Origin of the sequence: Brachybacterium sp. JB7, from assembly GCF_003335205.1 — a bacterium.
Taxonomy (GTDB): domain Bacteria; phylum Actinomycetota; class Actinomycetes; order Actinomycetales; family Dermabacteraceae; genus Brachybacterium; species Brachybacterium alimentarium.
On the sequence record NZ_QPGN01000025.1, the window covers coordinates 1 to 16638 of the forward strand.

General features: G+C 69.9%; 16 protein-coding genes and 1 tRNA gene. 14 read left to right on the forward strand and 3 right to left on the reverse strand.

Translation table 11 applies throughout. From position 1 onward, the window contains the following. Window positions 1-1491 (reverse strand): PTS ascorbate transporter subunit IIC (locus CIK81_RS16605; RefSeq protein WP_147272372.1); only part of this gene is annotated, 1491 nt, incomplete at its 3' end. A 52-nt stretch (window positions 1492-1543) separates the two neighbouring features. Then, entirely contained in the window at window positions 1544-2536 is a 993-nt protein-coding gene (locus tag CIK81_RS16610) for a PTS sugar transporter subunit IIA (RefSeq protein ID WP_096166454.1), read from the reverse strand. Window positions 2537-2953: 417 nt separating this feature from the next. On the opposite strand from CIK81_RS16610, the gene CIK81_RS16615 reads away from it, so the two are divergent. The 10 genes from CIK81_RS16615 to CIK81_RS16655 all read left to right on the forward strand — a co-directional run bounded on the left by CIK81_RS16615 (window position 2954) and on the right by CIK81_RS16655 (window position 11307). Further along, window positions 2954-3295, forward strand: coding sequence for a hypothetical protein (locus CIK81_RS16615; protein ID WP_199586397.1), 342 nt, complete (start codon window positions 2954-2956; stop codon window positions 3293-3295). A 322-nt stretch (window positions 3296-3617) separates the two neighbouring features. Beyond that, entirely contained in the window at window positions 3618-3890 is a 273-nt protein-coding gene (locus CIK81_RS18250; protein ID WP_241964233.1) for a hypothetical protein, read from the forward strand. A 1364-nt stretch (window positions 3891-5254) separates the two neighbouring features. Next, window positions 5255-5587, forward strand: a complete 333-nt coding sequence (locus tag CIK81_RS18635; RefSeq protein WP_241964234.1) for a hypothetical protein — start codon at window positions 5255-5257, stop codon at window positions 5585-5587. 259 nt (window positions 5588-5846) lie between these two features. Continuing rightward, on the forward strand, window positions 5847-7496 hold the full coding sequence (locus CIK81_RS16630; protein WP_114304960.1) for a sodium-dependent transporter: 1650 nt from the start codon (window positions 5847-5849) through the stop codon (window positions 7494-7496). Between the two features lie 88 nt (window positions 7497-7584). Further along, window positions 7585-7692 (forward strand): methionine/alanine import family NSS transporter small subunit, encoded by a 108-nt coding sequence (locus CIK81_RS16635; RefSeq protein WP_096166457.1) that lies wholly within the window; start codon window positions 7585-7587, stop codon window positions 7690-7692. An 811-nt stretch (window positions 7693-8503) separates the two neighbouring features. Continuing rightward, window positions 8504-9151: a hypothetical protein gene (locus CIK81_RS18255; protein WP_158542084.1), complete on the forward strand. Its 648-nt coding sequence runs from the start codon at window positions 8504-8506 to the stop codon at window positions 9149-9151. Window positions 9152-9182: 31 nt separating this feature from the next. Further along, the gene (locus tag CIK81_RS18260; RefSeq protein ID WP_158542085.1) at window positions 9183-9413 is read left to right on the forward strand and encodes a hypothetical protein; all 231 of its coding nucleotides are present in this window, start codon (window positions 9183-9185) and stop codon (window positions 9411-9413) included. 215 nt (window positions 9414-9628) lie between these two features. Continuing rightward, complete coding sequence (locus CIK81_RS16645; RefSeq protein ID WP_096197892.1) at window positions 9629-10156, forward strand: flavin reductase family protein; 528 nt, start codon at window positions 9629-9631, stop codon at window positions 10154-10156. Window positions 10157-10317: 161 nt separating this feature from the next. After that, a complete protein-coding gene (locus CIK81_RS16650) occupies window positions 10318-11136 on the forward strand; it encodes a DUF5694 domain-containing protein (protein WP_114304964.1) in 819 nt (272 codons plus the stop codon). A gap of 83 nt (window positions 11137-11219) precedes the next feature. Then, window positions 11220-11307, forward strand: a tRNA-Ser gene (locus CIK81_RS16655). A gap of 228 nt (window positions 11308-11535) precedes the next feature. Here CIK81_RS16655 and CIK81_RS16660 read toward each other — a convergent pair. Next, window positions 11536-12600 carry an Rv2578c family radical SAM protein gene (locus tag CIK81_RS16660; protein ID WP_114355927.1) on the reverse strand — a complete coding sequence of 355 codons (1065 nt, stop codon included), beginning with the start codon at window positions 12598-12600 and terminating at the stop codon, window positions 11536-11538. Window positions 12601-12870: 270 nt separating this feature from the next. Here CIK81_RS16660 and CIK81_RS18790 point away from each other — a divergent pair, with 270 nt between their 5' ends. From CIK81_RS18790 to CIK81_RS16675, 4 genes are all read left to right on the forward strand, one after another. Beyond that, window positions 12871-14322: a hypothetical protein gene (locus CIK81_RS18790; protein WP_158542086.1), complete on the forward strand. Its 1452-nt coding sequence runs from the start codon at window positions 12871-12873 to the stop codon at window positions 14320-14322. Next, window positions 14322-15029, forward strand: a complete 708-nt coding sequence (locus CIK81_RS16665) for an OsmC family protein (RefSeq protein ID WP_114355928.1) — start codon at window positions 14322-14324, stop codon at window positions 15027-15029. The genes CIK81_RS18790 and CIK81_RS16665 overlap by 1 nt, the downstream gene beginning before the upstream one ends. A 113-nt stretch (window positions 15030-15142) precedes the next feature. After that, window positions 15143-15883, forward strand: coding sequence for a methionine ABC transporter ATP-binding protein (locus tag CIK81_RS16670; protein WP_114355929.1), 741 nt, complete (start codon window positions 15143-15145; stop codon window positions 15881-15883). Continuing rightward, on the forward strand, window positions 15880-16557 hold the full coding sequence (locus CIK81_RS16675; protein WP_096164518.1) for a methionine ABC transporter permease: 678 nt from the start codon (window positions 15880-15882) through the stop codon (window positions 16555-16557). The genes CIK81_RS16670 and CIK81_RS16675 overlap by 4 nt, the downstream gene beginning before the upstream one ends. Window positions 16558-16638 lie beyond the last annotated feature (81 nt).

Genomic DNA, 16638 nt, shown 5'->3' on the forward strand with positions numbered 1-16638 from the left:
GTCCTTGCCGAGCTTCACGGGGCGCAGCGCCTCGAACTGGATGGGGTCGTCGGCCGCCGTGCGGGTCGGTGCCGGGTCCCAGCCTGCGTCGACCACGCGTCGCTGCATGAGGATGGCGGCGCCGAGGATCACGGCGCCGATCACCGCGAGCAGCACGATGCCGGGCAGCACCCCGGTGCGGGCGGAGTAGCCGATGAGGATGCCGAACCAGCCGAAGTCGGTGTCCCCGAAGGTGGTGTTCGCCGAGCCGAAGGAGCCCAGCACCTTCAGCAGCAGGGCCGGCAGGAAGGTGACCAGCAGACCGTTCACGAAACCGCCGGCGACCGCACCGCGTCGGCCGCCGGTGGCATTGCCGTAGACGCCGGCCGCGCCACCGGTGAAGAAGTGCGGCACGAGCCCGGGCAGGATCAGGGCGAGGCCGAGCACCGGGCCGAGCCAGGCGCCGAGCACGAGCAGGCCCACGAGTCCGCCGGCGAAGCTCGAGAGGAAGCCGATCAGCACGGCGTTCTGGGCGTACGGGAAGACGATCGGGGCGTCGAGCGCGGGGATCGCGCCGGGGACCACCTTGGCGGCGATGCCCTGGAAGGCGGGCACCAGCTCGCCGAGGATGGTGCGCACGCCGAAGAGGATCACGGCCACGGCGATGCCGAACTGGAGGCCCTGGGTCACGGACTGCATGAGGTAGTTGCCGACGTCGGTCGCGCCGCCCTCGAAGGCGTCGAAGGCCGTGCCCTGGCCGGCGCGCAGCAGGTAGACCACGGCCACCACGAGGTACATCAGCACCATCGACAGGGCGGTGGCGACCATCGAGTCGCGCAGGAATCGGAGGGATTCGGGGACCTTGAGATCCTCGGTGGAGCGGCTGCGGCCCTTGGGGTCCACGACGCGGCCGACGGCGCCTGCGGCGATATATCCCGCGGTGCCGAAGTGCCCGATCGCGATCGAATCGTCCCCGGTGATGCGGCGGGTCCAGGGCTGGGCGAAGGCCGGCAGGGCGACCATGAGGATGCCCAGCAGCACCGCGCCGAGGACCACCACGACCACGGTGGGCATGCCGGCAGAAGCCATCACCACGGTGATCAGGGTGGCCATGAACAGCAGGTGGTGGCCGGTGAGGAAGACGTAGCGAAGCGGGGTGAAGCGGGCCAGCACGATCGCGACGATGAAGCCCAGGATCATCAGCCATGCCACCTGGGCGCCGAACTCCTCCTGGGCGATGCCGGCGATCGCCTCGTTGGTGGGGACCACGCCCTGCGCGCCGAGAGCGCCCTGGATCATGACGCCCAACGGGGCGAGGGACGCGGTGACGAGGGTGGCGCCGGCCCCGATCAGCAGGAAGCCGAGGACGGCCTTGAGCGCGCCGCCGGTCACCTGCCCGGCGGACTTGCGCAGGGCGATCAGTCCGATCGCGGTGATGATGCCGATGAGATAGGCGGGGACGCTCAGGATCTCGTTGACGAGGAACTGGGCGATGGAGACGAGCACGCTCATGGTCTTGCTCCGTGGGGTGAGGTGATGAGGGGCGGCGGTGGCAGGGGGACCCTCACACGGCGTACACGCGACGCAGCACGGCGTCGATCTCCGCCTGGGAGGTGAAGTTCTCGATGACCTCGACCCGGACGCCGACGTCGCCCAGGGTGTCCGCGATGGCGCCGGAGGTGAGGATGACGTCCGCCTCCTTGGCCCGGCCCTTGGCGGAGATCGTGTCGGTGGCCTGGATGTCGAGATAGGACGACCAGCCCCAGCGGTCCAGCACCTGCTCAGCGGTGTTCTTCAGGAACAGGCTGGTGCCCAGTCCGTTCCCGCACACGGTGAGGAGGAGGTTCTTCGAGGGAACCGCGTCGGGGTCGACGAGGGCCGACGGACCGGCTGTCGCGTCGGCCGATGCTGCGGATGGTGCGGGTGCGGGTGCGGGTGCGGTCGCGGTCGCGGTCGCGGGTGCCGGCGTGGAGACGGCGGTGGCGGAACGCGTGCCGTCCGCGTCGGGCTCGGAGGTCGCGGACTCGGTGCCCGCATCGGTGGCGGCATCGGTGCCCGCATCGGTGTCGGCGTCGGTGCTCGTGTCAGCGCCCTCCGCGGCGTCGGCGTCGTCTGCGCCGAGGGCGGCGAGGACCTCGGCCGGTGTCGAGGCGGTGTCGAGCTCGCGGCGGCTCGTGGGATCGGCCAGCACCCCGGCGAGGGCTGCGAGCGCCGACTGGTGAGCGGAGGCGTCTGCGGCGGCGAGGGCCATGACCAGCGTGACCGGGTCGTTGGCCTCGTTCCCGAAGGGGATCGGCTCGGCGAGACGCACGAACGACAGCGCTGTGCGCAGCACAGACTCGTCGGGCCGGGCGTGAGCGAGGGCGAAGCCGGGGGCGATGACGATGTAGGGGCCGTGCTCCTCGACCGTGCGGATCATCGCGTCGGTGTAGGAGCTCGTGGTGGATTCGGTGGAGACCAGCAGGTCCCCGGAGAGACGGATCGCCGCGCGCCAGTCCTGCGCCGAGGCGTCGAGGCTGATGGCGGACGGGTCGACCAGATCGCTGAGCTGTGACATGGAGGAGCTACACTCTCCTCGGAGGTCTTACGACTGATTTTATCCCTGGTCCTAATGTCTTCGTAGTAATGGTCTGTCTCACCGCACCGGGGCTCTGGGTGGGTGCACATTATTCCTAAGTCAGATCACTCCCCTCTGATCTGACTTAGGAATAATGTGCACCCACCCAGAGCCCCGAGTGGTGAGACACACCATTACTACGAAGACAGTAGGACCAGGGATAAAATCAGTCGTAAGACCTCCGAGGAGAGTGTAGCTCCTCCATGTCGACAGCTCACGCGACTCTGGATGCGCCCGATCCGCCCATCAGCCTCGACGCCTGGCGCAGGACTGGCTGCTGCGGCGATCCGTCTCTCTCCCGGGGACCCTGCTGGTCTCCCCCGAATCCACCACGAGCTCCTTACACCGACCGACGCGATGATCCGCACGGTCGAGGAGCACGGCCCCTACATCGTCATCGCCCCCGGCTTCGCCCTCGCTACGCCCGGCCCGAACGAGTCTGTGCTGCGCACAGCGCTGTCGTTCGTGCGTCTCGCCGAGCCGATCCCCTTCGGGAAACGAGGCCAACGACCCGGTCACGCTGGTCATGGCCCTCGCCCGCCGCAGACGCCTCCGCTCACCAGTCGGCGGCTCGCAGCCCTCGCCGGGGTGCTGGCCCGATCCACGAGCCGCCGCGAGCTCGACACCGCCTCGAATACCGGCCGAGGTCCTCGCCGCCCTCGGCGCAGGACGAACGCGACGAGCCGCGGAGGGCGCTGACCACCACCGACACGACGCCGACACCATGCGGGCACCGATGCCGCCACCCGATGCGGCACCGAGTCCCGCGACCTCCGAGCCCGACGCGGACGGCACGCAGTTCCCGCCACCGTGCCGTCTCCACGCCCGGCACCCGCGACGGCGACGGCGCGACCGCACCACGACCCGCACCCGCACCATCCGCAGCACTCGGCCGGACGCGCACCAGCCGGTCCGTCGGCCCTCGTCCGACCCGACGCGGTTCCCTCGAAGAACCTCCGTCCTACGGTGTCGGGGACACGGACTGGGCACCAGCCTGTTCCTGAAGAACACCGCTGAGCAGGTGCTGGACCGCTGGGGCTGGTCGTCCTATCTCGACATCCAGGCCACCGACACGATCTCCGCCAAGGGCCGGGCCAAGGAGGCGGACGTCATCCTCACCTCCGGCGCCATCGCGGACACCCTGGGCGACGTCGGCGTCCGGGTCGAGGTCATCGAGAACTTCACCGCCCAGGCGGAGATCGACGCCGTGCTGCGTCCGCGTGTTACGCCGTGTGAGGGTCCCCCTGCACCGCCCGCCCGCTCATCACCTCACCCGCCCGGAGCAAGACCATGAGCGTGCTCGGTCTCCATCGCCCAGTTCCTCGTCAACGAAGATTCCTGAGGCGTCCCCGCCGTATCTCAATCGGCAATCATCACCGCGATCGGACTGGATCGCCGCTGGCGCAAGTCCGCCGGGCAGGTGACCGGCGCGCGCTCAAGGCCGTCCTCGCTGTTTGCTTGATGCAGAGGGGGCGGGCGCCACCCTCGTCACCGCGTCCCTCGCCTCGCCCGTTGGCGCGTCATGATGCCAGCGGGCGCTCTCGGCGCGCAGGCGCCGTGGTCCCCACCAACGGAGCGATCGCCGGTCATCTCGGCCCAGGAGGAGTTCGGCGCCCAGGTGGCATGGCTTGATGATCCTGGGCTTCATCGTCGGCAGATCGTGGCTGGCCCGCTTCACCCCGCTTCGGCTAACGGTCTTCCTCACGCGGCCACCACCTGCTGTTCATGGCCCACCGCTGAATCACCGTGGTGATGGCTTCCTGCCCGGCATGCCCACCGTGGTCGTGTGGTCCTCGGCGGCGGTGCTGCTGGGCAATCCCATGGTGCCCTGCCGGCCTCCGCCAGCCCTGGACCCGCCGCATCACCGGGGGACGATTTCGATATCGCGATCGGGCAGCTTCGGCACCGCGGATAGTATCGGCCGCAGGCGCCGTCGGGCCGCGTCGTGGACCCAAGGGCCGCAGCCGCTCCACCGAGGATCTCAAGGTCCCCGAATCCCTCCGATTCCTGCCGACTCGATGTCGCCACCCGCCCTGTCGATGGGTGCTGATGTAACCTCGTGGTGGCCGTGGTCTACTGCTGCGCGCCGGCCAGGGCACGGCCTTCGACGCCTTCGAGGGCGCGCGACCCGACGTCGGCAACTACCTCCATGCAGTCCGTGACCCAGGGCCTCCAGTTCGGCATCGCCGTGGCCGTGATCCTCTTCGCGTGCGCACCATCCTCGGCGAGCTGGTGCGCGCCTTCCAGGCATCGCCGGCCAAGGTGTCCCCGGCGCGATCCCCGCGCTCCGACGCCCCGATCGTCTTCCCGTACGCCCAGGAACGCCGTGCTGATCGGCTTCCTCTCGAGCGTTCCCGGCGGACTCGTGGGCCTGCTCGGCTCGGCGCCTGGCTCGGCCCGGGTGCTCGGCCTCGCCCGGGATCCCTGCCCGGGCTCGTGCCGCAATTCTTCACCGGTGCGCGGCCGGCGTCTACTGCAATGCACCGGCGGGCCGACGCGGTGCGGTCGCCGGCGGTTTCGTGAACGGTCTGCTGGTCACTTCCTGCCGGCCCGCTGCTTGAAGGTGCTGGGCTCCTTCCGCTCGGCGAACACCACCTTCGGGACCACCGACTTCGGCTGGTTCGGCATCCTCATCGGCTACTCCGCCCGCGCACCGGGGTGCTGCCGGCATCGTGCTGGCTCGCGGTGATCGGCGCCGTGATCCTCGGCGCCGCCATCCTCATGCAGCGACGCGTTGGTCGACGCAGGCTGGGACCGGCACCGACCCGCACGGCGCCGGACGCCTGCACCACTCGCGGCGGTGAGGCGGTGCGCGCCGACGGGCTGTGGCCCGAACGCGAGCAGCTGCCGACGCCAACCGTTCTGGCCGGGCTGCCGGAGCAGCGGCGAGCAGCCGGAGCGTCGGATCGCGTCGGCCGCAGGGTCCAGCCGGTACCGCGCGCGTCGCCCGCCGGCCGGCGCCCCGACTCCCCCGCCGCCGCCCGCGACTGATGCGGACTGACCACGCCGGCGGGCCCGTCACCGGTGAGGTCGGGCCCGCCGCTGCACCGGTCTTCGTCGGGCGAGTATCATCCGTGCACGATGCATGGCCGCCCACCCCCTCGGCCCCGCACATCGGCCTTCGCACGGGCGCGAGACCCGCTGACCGTGCGCCGTCCCGGCCCAGCGCCGGGAACGCCTGTGCCCTGCATCCCTCTGCCCGACCCCACCCAGCCGCCACTCCTCGGCGCAACCCTCCGGAGGCGACCCCTTGAGCGCACCATCTCCCTCCCCCGCCGCGAAAGCCACGAGCGCTGATCGCGGGGCCTTCTCCGGCCGCACCGCCTTCATCTTCGCGGCGATCGGCTCGGCCGTGGGGCTCGGCAACATCTGGCGCTTCCCCGCCGTGGCGTACGAGAACGGCGGCGGCGCGTTCATCCTGCCGTACCTCGTCGCGCTGCTCACGGCAGGCATCCCCCTGCTCTTCCTCGACTACGCGATCGGCCACCGCTGGCGCGGCTCCGCGCCGACCGCATGGCGTCGCTTCAAGCGCTGGACCGAGTTCATCGGCTGGTGGCAGGTGCTGATCGCCCTGATCATCGCGCTGTACTACGCGCTGATCCTGGCGTGGGCCACGAACTACACGATCTTCTCGCTCGATCAGCGTTGGGGCGACGACCCGGCCGGGTTCTTCGGCGAGTACACCCAGGCCCTCGGCGGCGCCGAGGCGACGATCTCCTTCGACATCGTCCCGGCCGTCCTGGTGTCCATGATCATCGTCTGGCTCGCCGTGATCATCGTGATGGCGCTCGGCGTGCAGAAGGGCATCGCCGCCAGCTCCGTCGTGTTCATCCCGCTGCTGGTGCTGATGTTCGTGATCCTCGTGGCGCGCGCACTGTTCCTGCCCGGTGCCATCGACGGTCTCGAGGCCCTGTTCAAGCCGAACTGGGGAGCGCTCCTGGACCCCAGCGTGTGGATCGCGGCCTACGGCCAGATCTTCTTCTCGCTGTCCGTCGCCTTCGGCATCATGCTCACCTACTCCTCCTACCTGAAGAAGAAGACCGACCTCACCGGCTCCGGTCTGGTGGTCGGCTTCGCCAACTCGAGCTTCGAGATCCTCGCCGGCATCGGCGTGTTCTCCGCACTGGGCTTCATGGCGCAGGCGCAGGGCGTCGCGATCGACGAGGTCGTCACGGACGGTGTGGGGCTCGCCTTCATCGCCTTCCCCGCGATCATCAGTCAGGCGCCCACCGGTGCCGGCACCCTGATCGGCGTACTGTTCTTCGGCTCCCTGGTGCTGGCCGGCTTCACCTCGCTGATCTCGATCGTCGAGGTGGTCATCGCCGCGATCCAGGACAAGTTCGGCTTCGCCCGCATCGCCGCCACCCTGTGGGTGTGCGTCCCGCTCGCCGTGGTCTCCACCGCGCTGTTCTCGACGACGATGGGTCTGCCGCTGCTGGACGTGCTGGACAAGTGGGCCAACGAGTACGGCATCGTCGCGGCCGCCCTGGTCTCCACGATCGTCGTCACCTACGTGGTGCGGGGCCTGCCCACGCTGCGCGATCACCTCAACCACCAGGGCACCTTCGGGATCGGCACCTGGTGGCTGGTGTGCGTCGGAGTGATCGCCCCGCTCGTGCTGGGCGCCTCGCTGGTCCTCAGCACGAGGGATCTGCTGATGGACCCGAACACCTACGAGGGCTACCCGGGCTGGTTCGTGTTCGTCTTCGGCTGGCTGATGGCCATCGGACTGGTGGTCATCGCGATCGGCCTGTCGCTGATCCCCTGGCCCGCCGGCTCGAACCTCCACAAGGACGACTCCGACGGCGACCCCATCGCCCCCGAAGCCGTCGCCGGCCGAGGTCTCGTCACCACCCCCGAGGCGGCCACTCCCCACGAGCTGCGCTCCGCCCCGAGATGACCGGCATGCCCCACCCGCGCCGCAACCAGCTCCCGGCCGCGCCCGGGCCTTCGACCGCCCTCTCCACCCCGCTCAGTCAGGAGTGACCATGTCCGTCTCCGCCATCGTCATGATGTCCATCGCGATCCTCGCCGTCTGGGGCGGCCTCGCCGCCGCCGTCGTCAACATCGTCCGCCACCCAGAGAAGAAGGACTGACCTCCTCTCTCCGCCGGTCCGGGGCGCAGGGCGCAGGGCCCGGAGCGCGGGACGCGAGGCGCGAGGCAGCGAACCATCCCCCACCGCGGCAGCATCCGCATCCGCATCCGCATCCGCACGCAAATGTGAGCTGTGGACCTATCCGAAGCAACCGGATGGGTCCACAGCTCACATTTGCGGTCGCCCCGGCCCGGCCCTCTCTGGTCCGACCTGGCTGGCTCTGGCCCGGCCTGGCCTGACCCCTCTAAGCCGCCCTAGCCCGCCCTGACCGGTCCTCCCCACCACGGCACCATGCACATCAGCGACAGCGACCGGGGCGCACCGCGATCTCGCTCCCTACGGTCGGCTCATGCGTGCCACCCAGGCCCCTGGAGGGGTCCTTCTGCCTCGCCGCCAGTGGCGTGCGATGGGTATCTCGTCCCGTCGGCTGAGCAGCACGGAGTTCGTGCCTCTGCTTCCCGGCCTCCTCACGCCCCGTGCCGAGCCGGCGACGCTCGAGGACATGGTCCGCGCTCTGCAGACGCTGGTGCTTCCGGGTGCCGTGCTCAGCCACACCACGGCTGCCGTGTTCCATGGAGTTCCGGTGCCCTGGTGGGCCGACGGAGGCATCGGACTCCTGATGCGGAGGCCGGATCCTCTCACCGGCACGAGACGTCTCAGCCTGTTCGCCCCTGCCCCTGGCGGGAGCGGTGCACCGTCGCGCGGGCCCGGCGGGAGAGCACCTCGTTCCCCGGTTCTCCGAGTCCCTCATCTGCACTGCCGAATGCAGGGCCCACGCCTGAGCGCAGGCCAGAACGTCACCATCCATCGCATGGTCCCCGGCGCGACGGTGTCCTGGCGCGGCCTGGTGCTCTCGTCCCTGTGGGAGACGCTCCTCGAGCTGGCCCTCACGCACGACCACGATGAGGTGGTCATCGCGATCGACCACCTCGTCGGCCCAGCGGGCTGCCGCCCGGGTGTCGACCTCGCACGCGTGCGCACAGAAGTCGCCGCCTTCGCGGGCCGACGCGGCCACCGCGCCCTGCTCGCCGCGGTCGATGATGCCCGTGAAGGCGTCGAGTCCCCGGGGGAGACCCGCACGAGACTGCTGCTGATCCGTGCCGGCTTCCCCGAACCGACATGCAATCTTCCTGTCTGGGACCCCGACACCGGCCAGCTCCGGCGGATCGACGCGGCGTACGACCGCTGGCGGATCGGTGTCGAGTACGACGGCGACGTCCATCGTGGGAAGGGCGCGTGGAGGGGCGAGCACGCACGGCGGGATTCCCTGGAATCGATCGGGTGGACGCTCCGCCGACTGACCGCGGACGACATCCGAGAACCCGCACGTTTTCTCACCGCGTTGCGCCGCACATTCATCGCAGCCGGGGCGAGCGCACCACCGCTGATCACGTGGACCGGACCCACCGCACAGGCACTGGGGCGCCCACGGAACCGCCCCCGGCCCGCGGCGAGATGACGCCTGACGTGGCGCGAGCAGACGCGCGGGATTGAGCCGTCTCTCAGGCCCGATCTCGACGGGCTCCGGTACGCGCACCGGCACCCCCACGCACACCAACACAACCAGCACCGGCGGCAGCGGCAACGGCAGCACCCGCGCCAGCGCCAGCGGCAGCGGCAACGGCAACGGCAACGGCAACGGCAGCGGCAACGGCAGCGGCAGCGGCAGCGGCAGCGGCAGCGGCAGCGGCAGCGGCAGCGGCAGCGGCAGACAAGTGTGAGCTGGGGACCCATGTCGGGCCTTCGCATAGGTCCACAGCTCACATTTGCCGAGTGGCCTCGTGCGCACGCCTGAGGCCGACGCTGCCGCACCCGCCGCACCCGCCGCACCCGCGACAGTCCACGAACTGGTCATCCTTCGTCACTCAGCTGGATTCGACGCACACACGCTTTAGCCTGGCTTATGTCTCCCAATACCTCCGCAGGAAGGGGCCGCATGTCTGCCGACACCGCACCCGCCCATCACCCCGCCCACGCCGACGGCGTGCTCGACCGGGACACCTTCGCTGCGCTGTTCCGCCGCCACCCCGCAGGCGTCGCCGTGATCTCGCTGGATGACGGGGAGAAGCCGATCGGCTTCACGGCCACGTCGGTCATCTCGGTGTCCGCGCAGCCGGCCGTGCTCGCGTTCTCGATCAACGACACGTCCTCGTCCTGGCCCGCACTGAGCGTCGCGGAGACCGTGACGGTGAACCTCCTGGCCGCGGATCAGCAGCAGGTCTCGACGGTGTTCGCCACCTCGGGGATCGATCGGTTCTCCCAGGTCGACTGGCATCGGGAGCCCACCGGCGAAGCCGTGCTCGACGGAACCTCCGGGTGGATCAGCGGCCGCGTCCTGGAACGGGTCCCTGCCGGGAGCAGCCACCTGATCCTCGTGGCCGCCGACCGCGCGGAGCTCGCGCAGGAGGAGCCGCTGGTGTACCGCAACCGCACGTACCACCAGCTGCTCGAGTACCAGATCTGATCCGGCGGGAACGTCGACCTATACGCTCAGCGGTGCTCCAGCGCTGAGAAAGGTCGATGATGCCCCCTCCCGTACCGAGCACTGAACTCCTGATCGTGCCGACGGCGCATCTCTCCGCGGCCACACCGGAAGCTGCCGTAGCCCGGGCTCGTGATCGGCTGATGTCGTGGAGGCCGGAGCTGGTGGCGATCGAGGCCCTCCCGGGGAGTCTTGTCGTCGAGTACGAGCAGCGCGGAGGAACGTTCGCAGACTTCCAGGTCGGCGGAGCTGCCGACGCACGACGCGGAGCGTCGTTGGTGGATTCTCCGCCCAGCGACGTCTGGTCGGCGCGGCGCGAAGCCTGCTCGCCCGACAGGTCGGCCACAGAACGAGTCCTCGCTTGGCTCCGTGCGCGCGAACCGGTCAACGCACTGCTTCTGCCCCACCACGAGGCCGACCTCGACGGCCCGGTCAGGGAATTCCTCGATGAACTCGCAGGCCGACGTCGCGAAACCATCTCCATCGGTGCGCACATCGCCCGAGAGCTCGGCCACGATCAGGTTGCCCACGTCGACGATCATGCCGGGGTCGAGAACATCGACCCGTTGCCCGACGGCTTCGAGGCGGAGCTCCAGGACTACAGACGCGAGATCTCCGGGCTCCTCGAGAAAGCCGTCGCACCACCCCACCTTGCTGACGACCTATGGGCCCAATGGCGCTTCTACGCATCGGAGGCCGTGCGGACGATGACCGAGCGCCTGGAGAGCTCGGAGCGCCTCTCCGGCGGCGAGCACACTCCTCACCTGCGCCGCGTGATGCTCGCGAACTGGCGTGCGAGGAACCTGGCGATCGCGGCACGTCTGAGATCGGCGAGCGCCGCTGTTCCCGGGGGCCGAATACTTTTCGTCGTCGGTTCCAGTCATGAGATGCCGCTGCGCACCGCGCTGGGCACTGCTCAATACGATCTCCGGCTCGTCGAGCTCGAGGAACTCGAGCCGTGAACAGAGGCGAGTGTGACCTGCGCCCGCCCGGTTCGCACCACTCCCAGCCGTCAGGTACGCTGATGCCTGCTCTTACGAGCGCTGGAGGATTCGCATAGCGGCCTAGTGCGCACGCCTGGAACGCGTGTTGGGTTAACGCCCTCAGGGGTTCAAATCCCCTATCCTCCGCCAGTGAAAGTGCCCCTCACCTCAAGGTGCGGGGCACTTTTCTGCATCCGGAGGCAGCGCGGCCAAGGTGCATGGGCCAACACCTGTTTCTGGGGGCGTACACCCCGTGATGGGCCTATACGGCGACGACCACAGGCCGACGCCAACGAAGTCCGGCCCGCAGCCCGCAGCCCGCCCGCTCAGCCCGACTCCGCCCCAGATCAGCGTCGGGCGTCAGAACAGCGTCGGGCGTCAGAACAACGCCGGCTGGGGCGTGAGATCCAGAGCGGCTGGAGCCTCGGCCCGTCTCGCCGCACGGCCTGCCGAGAGCCTCCGCTGCTCGGGCTGGTCCTCGTCCTCATGGGGGTCCAGCCCGTGCCGTGCGAGCAGCGGTCGCACCCGACGAGCAAGGTCCTTCCGGTAGCCCGACGGGGCATAGGAGGCATTCCCGTAGAACCGCTGATATCCGACGGCGAGCTCGGGATGCTCCCGCTGGATCCATTCCAGGAACCACTCCTTCGCTCCGGGGCGCAGATGCAGTGCGCCGAAGACGACTCGCACCGCGCCGGCCTCGGCGATCTGGGCAAGGGCCGACTCGAGCTGGGCGTTCGAGTCCGTCAGCCAGGGCATGATCGGCATGAGGAACACGGTGACGCGGAAGTCGGCGTCGGCCGCGGCCCGGACGGTCGCCAGGCGTGCCGCTGTGCTGGGCGTTCCGGGCTCGACCGCCTTCTGCAGCTCGTCGTCGAACACGGCGATCGACATCGACAGATCCACCGGGACCTTCTCGGCCGCTCTTTCCAGTTGGGGCAGGTCACGGCGCAGCAGCGTTCCCTTGGTGAGGATGGAGATCGGGGTGCCCGATTCGCCGAGCGCGTCGATGATTCCGGGCATCAGCCGATAGCGTCCTTCGGCGCGCTGGTAGGGATCGGTGTTCGTCCCGAGCGCGACGAGCTCCCGCGCCCAGGAACGCTTGGCGAGCTCGGTGCGCAGCACCTCGGCGACGTTGACCTTGACGATGACCTGCTGGTCGAAGTCGGCACCCGCGTCAAGGTCGAGATAGCGGTGACTGCTGCGCGCGAAGCAGTAGACGCAGGCGTGGGAGCAGCCGCGGTACGGGTTCACGGTCCAGTCGAAGGGCATCGAGCTCGCCGCCGGCACCTTGTTCAACGCGGATTTCGCGGTGACTTCATGGAAGGTGACGCCCCGGAACTCGGGAGTGGTCACGCTGCGCACCAGGCCCGACAGGCTCAGCAGCGCGGGATTCGTCGGCCCTCCGGCGGCTTCCTGATCGATCTCCTGCCCACTCCATCGCATGTCGCACAGTCGAACACTCGTTCGAACCGAAGTCAAGGCAGACCAAGACGGGTCAAGGCGGGCAAGGCAGACCAAGACGGGCCAACGCAGGCAAGGCAGGTCATGGCAGACCAAGACGGGCCCACGCAGGTCAAGGCAGATCAAGGCAGGCCGGCATCGCTACAGGCGCGGCCCGCCCGTGACCGCATCGGAACGCTCTCCCCCTCCCCCGCCATCTCCCGCGCGGCTATCCTGCCTTCGGCAACAGCACCGAAGACGCGAGGGGATCGCATGTCGATCGCAGGGACGGGCGGGACAGGCGGGTCGGACGACGGCCGGACCGGACAGGGATCTCACCACGACCCGCAGGACCCCGAGCAGCCCGAGCAGCCCGAGCAGCCCCAGCAGCCTGCGCAGCCCTGGCAGCGACCGCCCGCACAGGGCACCGATCCCGATGCGACCCATGTCCCGGGCACCCCTCACGCCCCCTCCGCCCCGGGAGCTCCGGCGCCCAGCTCCTCGTACGGGGTGTCGCCGTCGCCCGCTCCCACCACCCGCGTCGGCCCAGTCAGCCCAGTCAGCCCGGTCAGCCCGGGCAACCCCGTCGACCCGGTCGGCCCCGTCGGCCCCGTCGACCCAAGCGACCCCGTCGACCCAAGCGACCCAAGCGAGCCCGCCGATTACAGCGGCCCCGGCGGCCCCACTACTCCAGGCGGCCCAGGCGACGCCGGCTCCGACCCCGCCCAGCAGCCCTCCCGCAAGCGCTCCTGGGCCTTGATCGGCGTGGCGCTCGGCTGCATCGTGATTCTGCTGCTCGCCATCGGCGGCGGTCTCCTGTTCCTGGTGTTGAACCAACTGGGTGACCGTGAGCAGTCCGCCGCGTCGGGCACTGCGAGCAACGCCGAGGTCCAGAGCGAGACCGACGGGCCTGTGGATCCGACCAGCCTCTCGACCGACCCGGCCGACTCCCAGTTCGAGGGCATCGCCATCTATGAGGAACCCCCGGGAGACGCCGATGACCTGCGCGCCGTCCTGGCCAACAATCCTCTGACCGCCGGCTCCCTGCCGGACGTCTCCGCCTGCGATCTCCCGGCCACCCCGGTCGAACAGTCGACCGAGGAGCTGCAGGCCGTCCTCGATGCATCGGCGTCGTGCTTGAACAGCGTGTGGGCCTCGGCGATGTCTGATCGCGGCCTGCCCTGGGAGCCACCGACGGTCGAGGTCTACACCTACCCCGACGTGCCGAACTCCACCTGCGAGGCGGACACCTTCGAGCCGGACTACCCGCGGGTCTGCAACCTCAACAACGTCATCTACTGGCCCGTCGGCTACGGTGTCGGCGCCTCGCAGGACGACCCCGAGCTCGTCCCGGGCGCCTACCTGTGGGATCTGGCCGCCGTGTACATGAGCCCGGTGGCATGGCAGAGCTCGACGATCGTCTACTACGGGACGCTCCTGGACAAGCTCGAGGCGGAGCAGGAGCAGGCCGACGAGGTCTGGCGCCGCCATTCCCTGCAGATGCAGTGCCTCGGTGCCGCCGCCTCGATGCAGCAGCCTGCCGAGGCCCGGCCCGCGCCGGAGCTGCGCGATGAGCTGATGGACGAGTCGTACTGGGATCCGGACGAAGGGTCCCGTCCGATCGCTCCCGCCTCGCGGGCGCGCTGGCTGACGGCGGGCTTCGAGTCCGACGGGGACCTCGGCGTCTGCAACACGTGGGTCGCGCCGGCGGAGCAGGTCGCCTGATGACCGACGACGCTCTCTACACGGCCCGGGTGGATAACTCGGGCGGCACCTCCGGCCACGTGCGGGTGCACGACGGACCCATCCTCCCGTGCCCCGACACGGCCGACACCGCCTCGGGCTCTCACACCGCGGGATCCGGCCTCGTGGGGTCGGACTTGGCAGGGTCGGACTCAGCGAAGTCGGGCCCGACGGGTTCGGACGTCGTGCTCCCCACCGGCGCTCCGACCCCTTCCGGGAGCGGATTCAACCCCGAACAGTTCCTCGCGATGGCGTGGGCCACCTGCCTCGGGGAGACGCTCCGCGTGGTCCTCCGCGAACGCCGCCTGCCGCACGAGAGCTCGGTGAGCGTCGAGGTGGAGCTGCACCGCGACCCTGCCGGCGGCTATCGATTCATGCCGAGCGCACGGGTCACGATCGAGCAGATGGCGGCCGACGAGGCCCGCGAGATCGCAGCGGCCGCCCATGCGCGCTGCCCGGTCTCGAAGCTGCTGACCGGGCAGGGCGAGCCGGTCCTCGAGATCGTCGACGTCGCTGACGCCACCGACACCTCCCGTGCGACCGACGCCCCCGCTGCTACCGGTGCTACCGGTGCTACCGACGTCCCCGGGGCCACCGACAGGCCCGACGCGGGCGACGCCCCCGAGACCCCCGAGACCCCCGAGGCTCCCTCCACACCCGGCGCCGCCCACACCCCCGAGCCGACGTGATGGATGGCATAACTCCCCGCACTGGGCGCTCGGTAGGCTGAACGGGTCCTGATCTCGCCTCTGCGCACCGTCTGTCGGGCGGCGGCGCCGGGCCTCCTCCTCTCCGAGAGAACATGATCCAGTTCCGCCACGTCACGAAGACCTTCCCGCAGGGCCGGTCCACGGTGACGGCCCTGGAGGACATCGACCTCACCATCGCCGAGAACGAGATGGTCGGGATCGTCGGGGCCTCCGGCTCCGGCAAGTCCACCCTGCTGCGCCTGATCAATCACCTCGAGGCCCCCACGTCCGGCACCGTGCTGGTCGACGGTGAGGACCTCTCCACTCTCCCCGCACGCGCGCAGCGTGAGCGCCGCCGTGGCATCGGCATGGTCTTCCAGCAGTTCAACCTGCTCGCGAACTCGACCGTGCTCGACAACGTCCTGATGCCCCTGCGGTTGCAGGGCGGGCGGGGCGCCGCCCGCCGCGAGACCGCCCTGCAGATGCTCGACTTCGTGCGGATGGCCGACCACCGCGACAAGCATCCCGCCCGTCTCTCCGGCGGCGAGAAGCAGCGCGTCGCGATCGCCAGGGCGCTCGTGACCCGCCCGCGGATCCTGCTGGCCGATGAGCCCACCTCAGCACTGGACTCCGGGCACTCCGACGACGTGATGGCCGTGCTGCGCGAGGTGCGCACCGAGTTCCGCACCACGATCGTGCTGGTCAGCCACGCCCTCGACGTCGTGAAGTCGTCGTGCGACCGCGCCGCCGTGCTCGAGCACGGGCGTCTGGCCGCGCTCACCGACGTGACCCCGCCGCCGCCTCGCGAGCAGGGCGGCAGCTATGCGGAGCGCGCCACGGAGTTCCTGGCATGAGCGATCTGCTGGCACGCCTGACCGAGTACCGCTCGGAGATCATCACCTCGATCGTCGAGACGGGGTACATGATCGGCAACTCCCTGCTGGCCGCGATCCTCGTCGGCCTGCCGCTGGGCACTCTGCTCTACCTCGCGCGTCCGGGCGGCCCCTACGAGCGCCGTTGGCTGCATTCGGTGGTCAACGCCTACGTCAACGTGGTGCGCTCGGTGCCCTTCCTGCTGTTCGTCGTCGCCCTCATCCCGTTCACGCGATGGCTGGTGGGGACGTCCTTCGGCACCACCGCCGCCTCGGTGCCCCTCGCCTTCGTCGCCGCCGCGCTGTACGCCCGCTTCTCCGAGCAGACCCTGCTGGACGTGCCCGAGCAGACCATCGAGCTCGCGCGGTCGCTCGGCGCCAGCCCCTGGCAGATGGTCACCCGCTTCGTGTTCTCCGAAGCCCGCTCCGGCCTGGTGCTGAGCCTGACCACGGTGACGATCTCGATCGTCTCCTACTCCACGATCATGGGTGTGGTCGGGGGCGGCGGCGTGGGCGACTTCGCGATCCGCTACGGCTATCAGACCTACGAATACGACCTCATGTACACCACGATCGCGCTGATGATCGTGGCCGTCATGCTCATCCAAGGGGCCGGCACCCTGCTCGCCCGCGTCCTCGACAAACGGGCCCGCTGAGCCGTGCCCCACACCCGCACCCGCACATCCCAACCCGCACCCACACGTCCCCGCATCGCGCGCCTCGGCGGCCCCTCTCGG

Bases quoted from the DNA above. Each gene is read 5' to 3' on its own strand.
- CIK81_RS16610 (WP_096166454.1), bottom strand. From the start codon at position 2,536: ATGTCACAGCTCAGCGATCTGGTCGACCCGTCCGCCATCAGCCTCGAC.
- CIK81_RS16615 (WP_199586397.1), top strand. From the start codon at position 2,954: ATGATCCGCACGGTCGAGGAGCACGGCCCCTACATCGTCATCGCCCCC.
- CIK81_RS16635 (WP_096166457.1), top strand. From the start codon at position 7,585: ATGTCCGTCTCCGCCATCGTCATGATGTCCATCGCGATCCTCGCCGTC.
- CIK81_RS18255 (WP_158542084.1), top strand. From the start codon at position 8,504: ATGGTCCCCGGCGCGACGGTGTCCTGGCGCGGCCTGGTGCTCTCGTCC.
- CIK81_RS16645 (WP_096197892.1), top strand. From the start codon at position 9,629: ATGTCTGCCGACACCGCACCCGCCCATCACCCCGCCCACGCCGACGGC.
- CIK81_RS16650 (WP_114304964.1), top strand. From the start codon at position 10,318: ATGTCGTGGAGGCCGGAGCTGGTGGCGATCGAGGCCCTCCCGGGGAGT.
- CIK81_RS16660 (WP_114355927.1), bottom strand. From the start codon at position 12,600: ATGCGATGGAGTGGGCAGGAGATCGATCAGGAAGCCGCCGGAGGGCCG.
- CIK81_RS18790 (WP_158542086.1), top strand. From the start codon at position 12,871: ATGTCGATCGCAGGGACGGGCGGGACAGGCGGGTCGGACGACGGCCGG.
- CIK81_RS16665 (WP_114355928.1), top strand. From the start codon at position 14,322: ATGACCGACGACGCTCTCTACACGGCCCGGGTGGATAACTCGGGCGGC.
- CIK81_RS16670 (WP_114355929.1), top strand. From the start codon at position 15,143: ATGATCCAGTTCCGCCACGTCACGAAGACCTTCCCGCAGGGCCGGTCC.
- CIK81_RS16675 (WP_096164518.1), top strand. From the start codon at position 15,880: ATGAGCGATCTGCTGGCACGCCTGACCGAGTACCGCTCGGAGATCATC.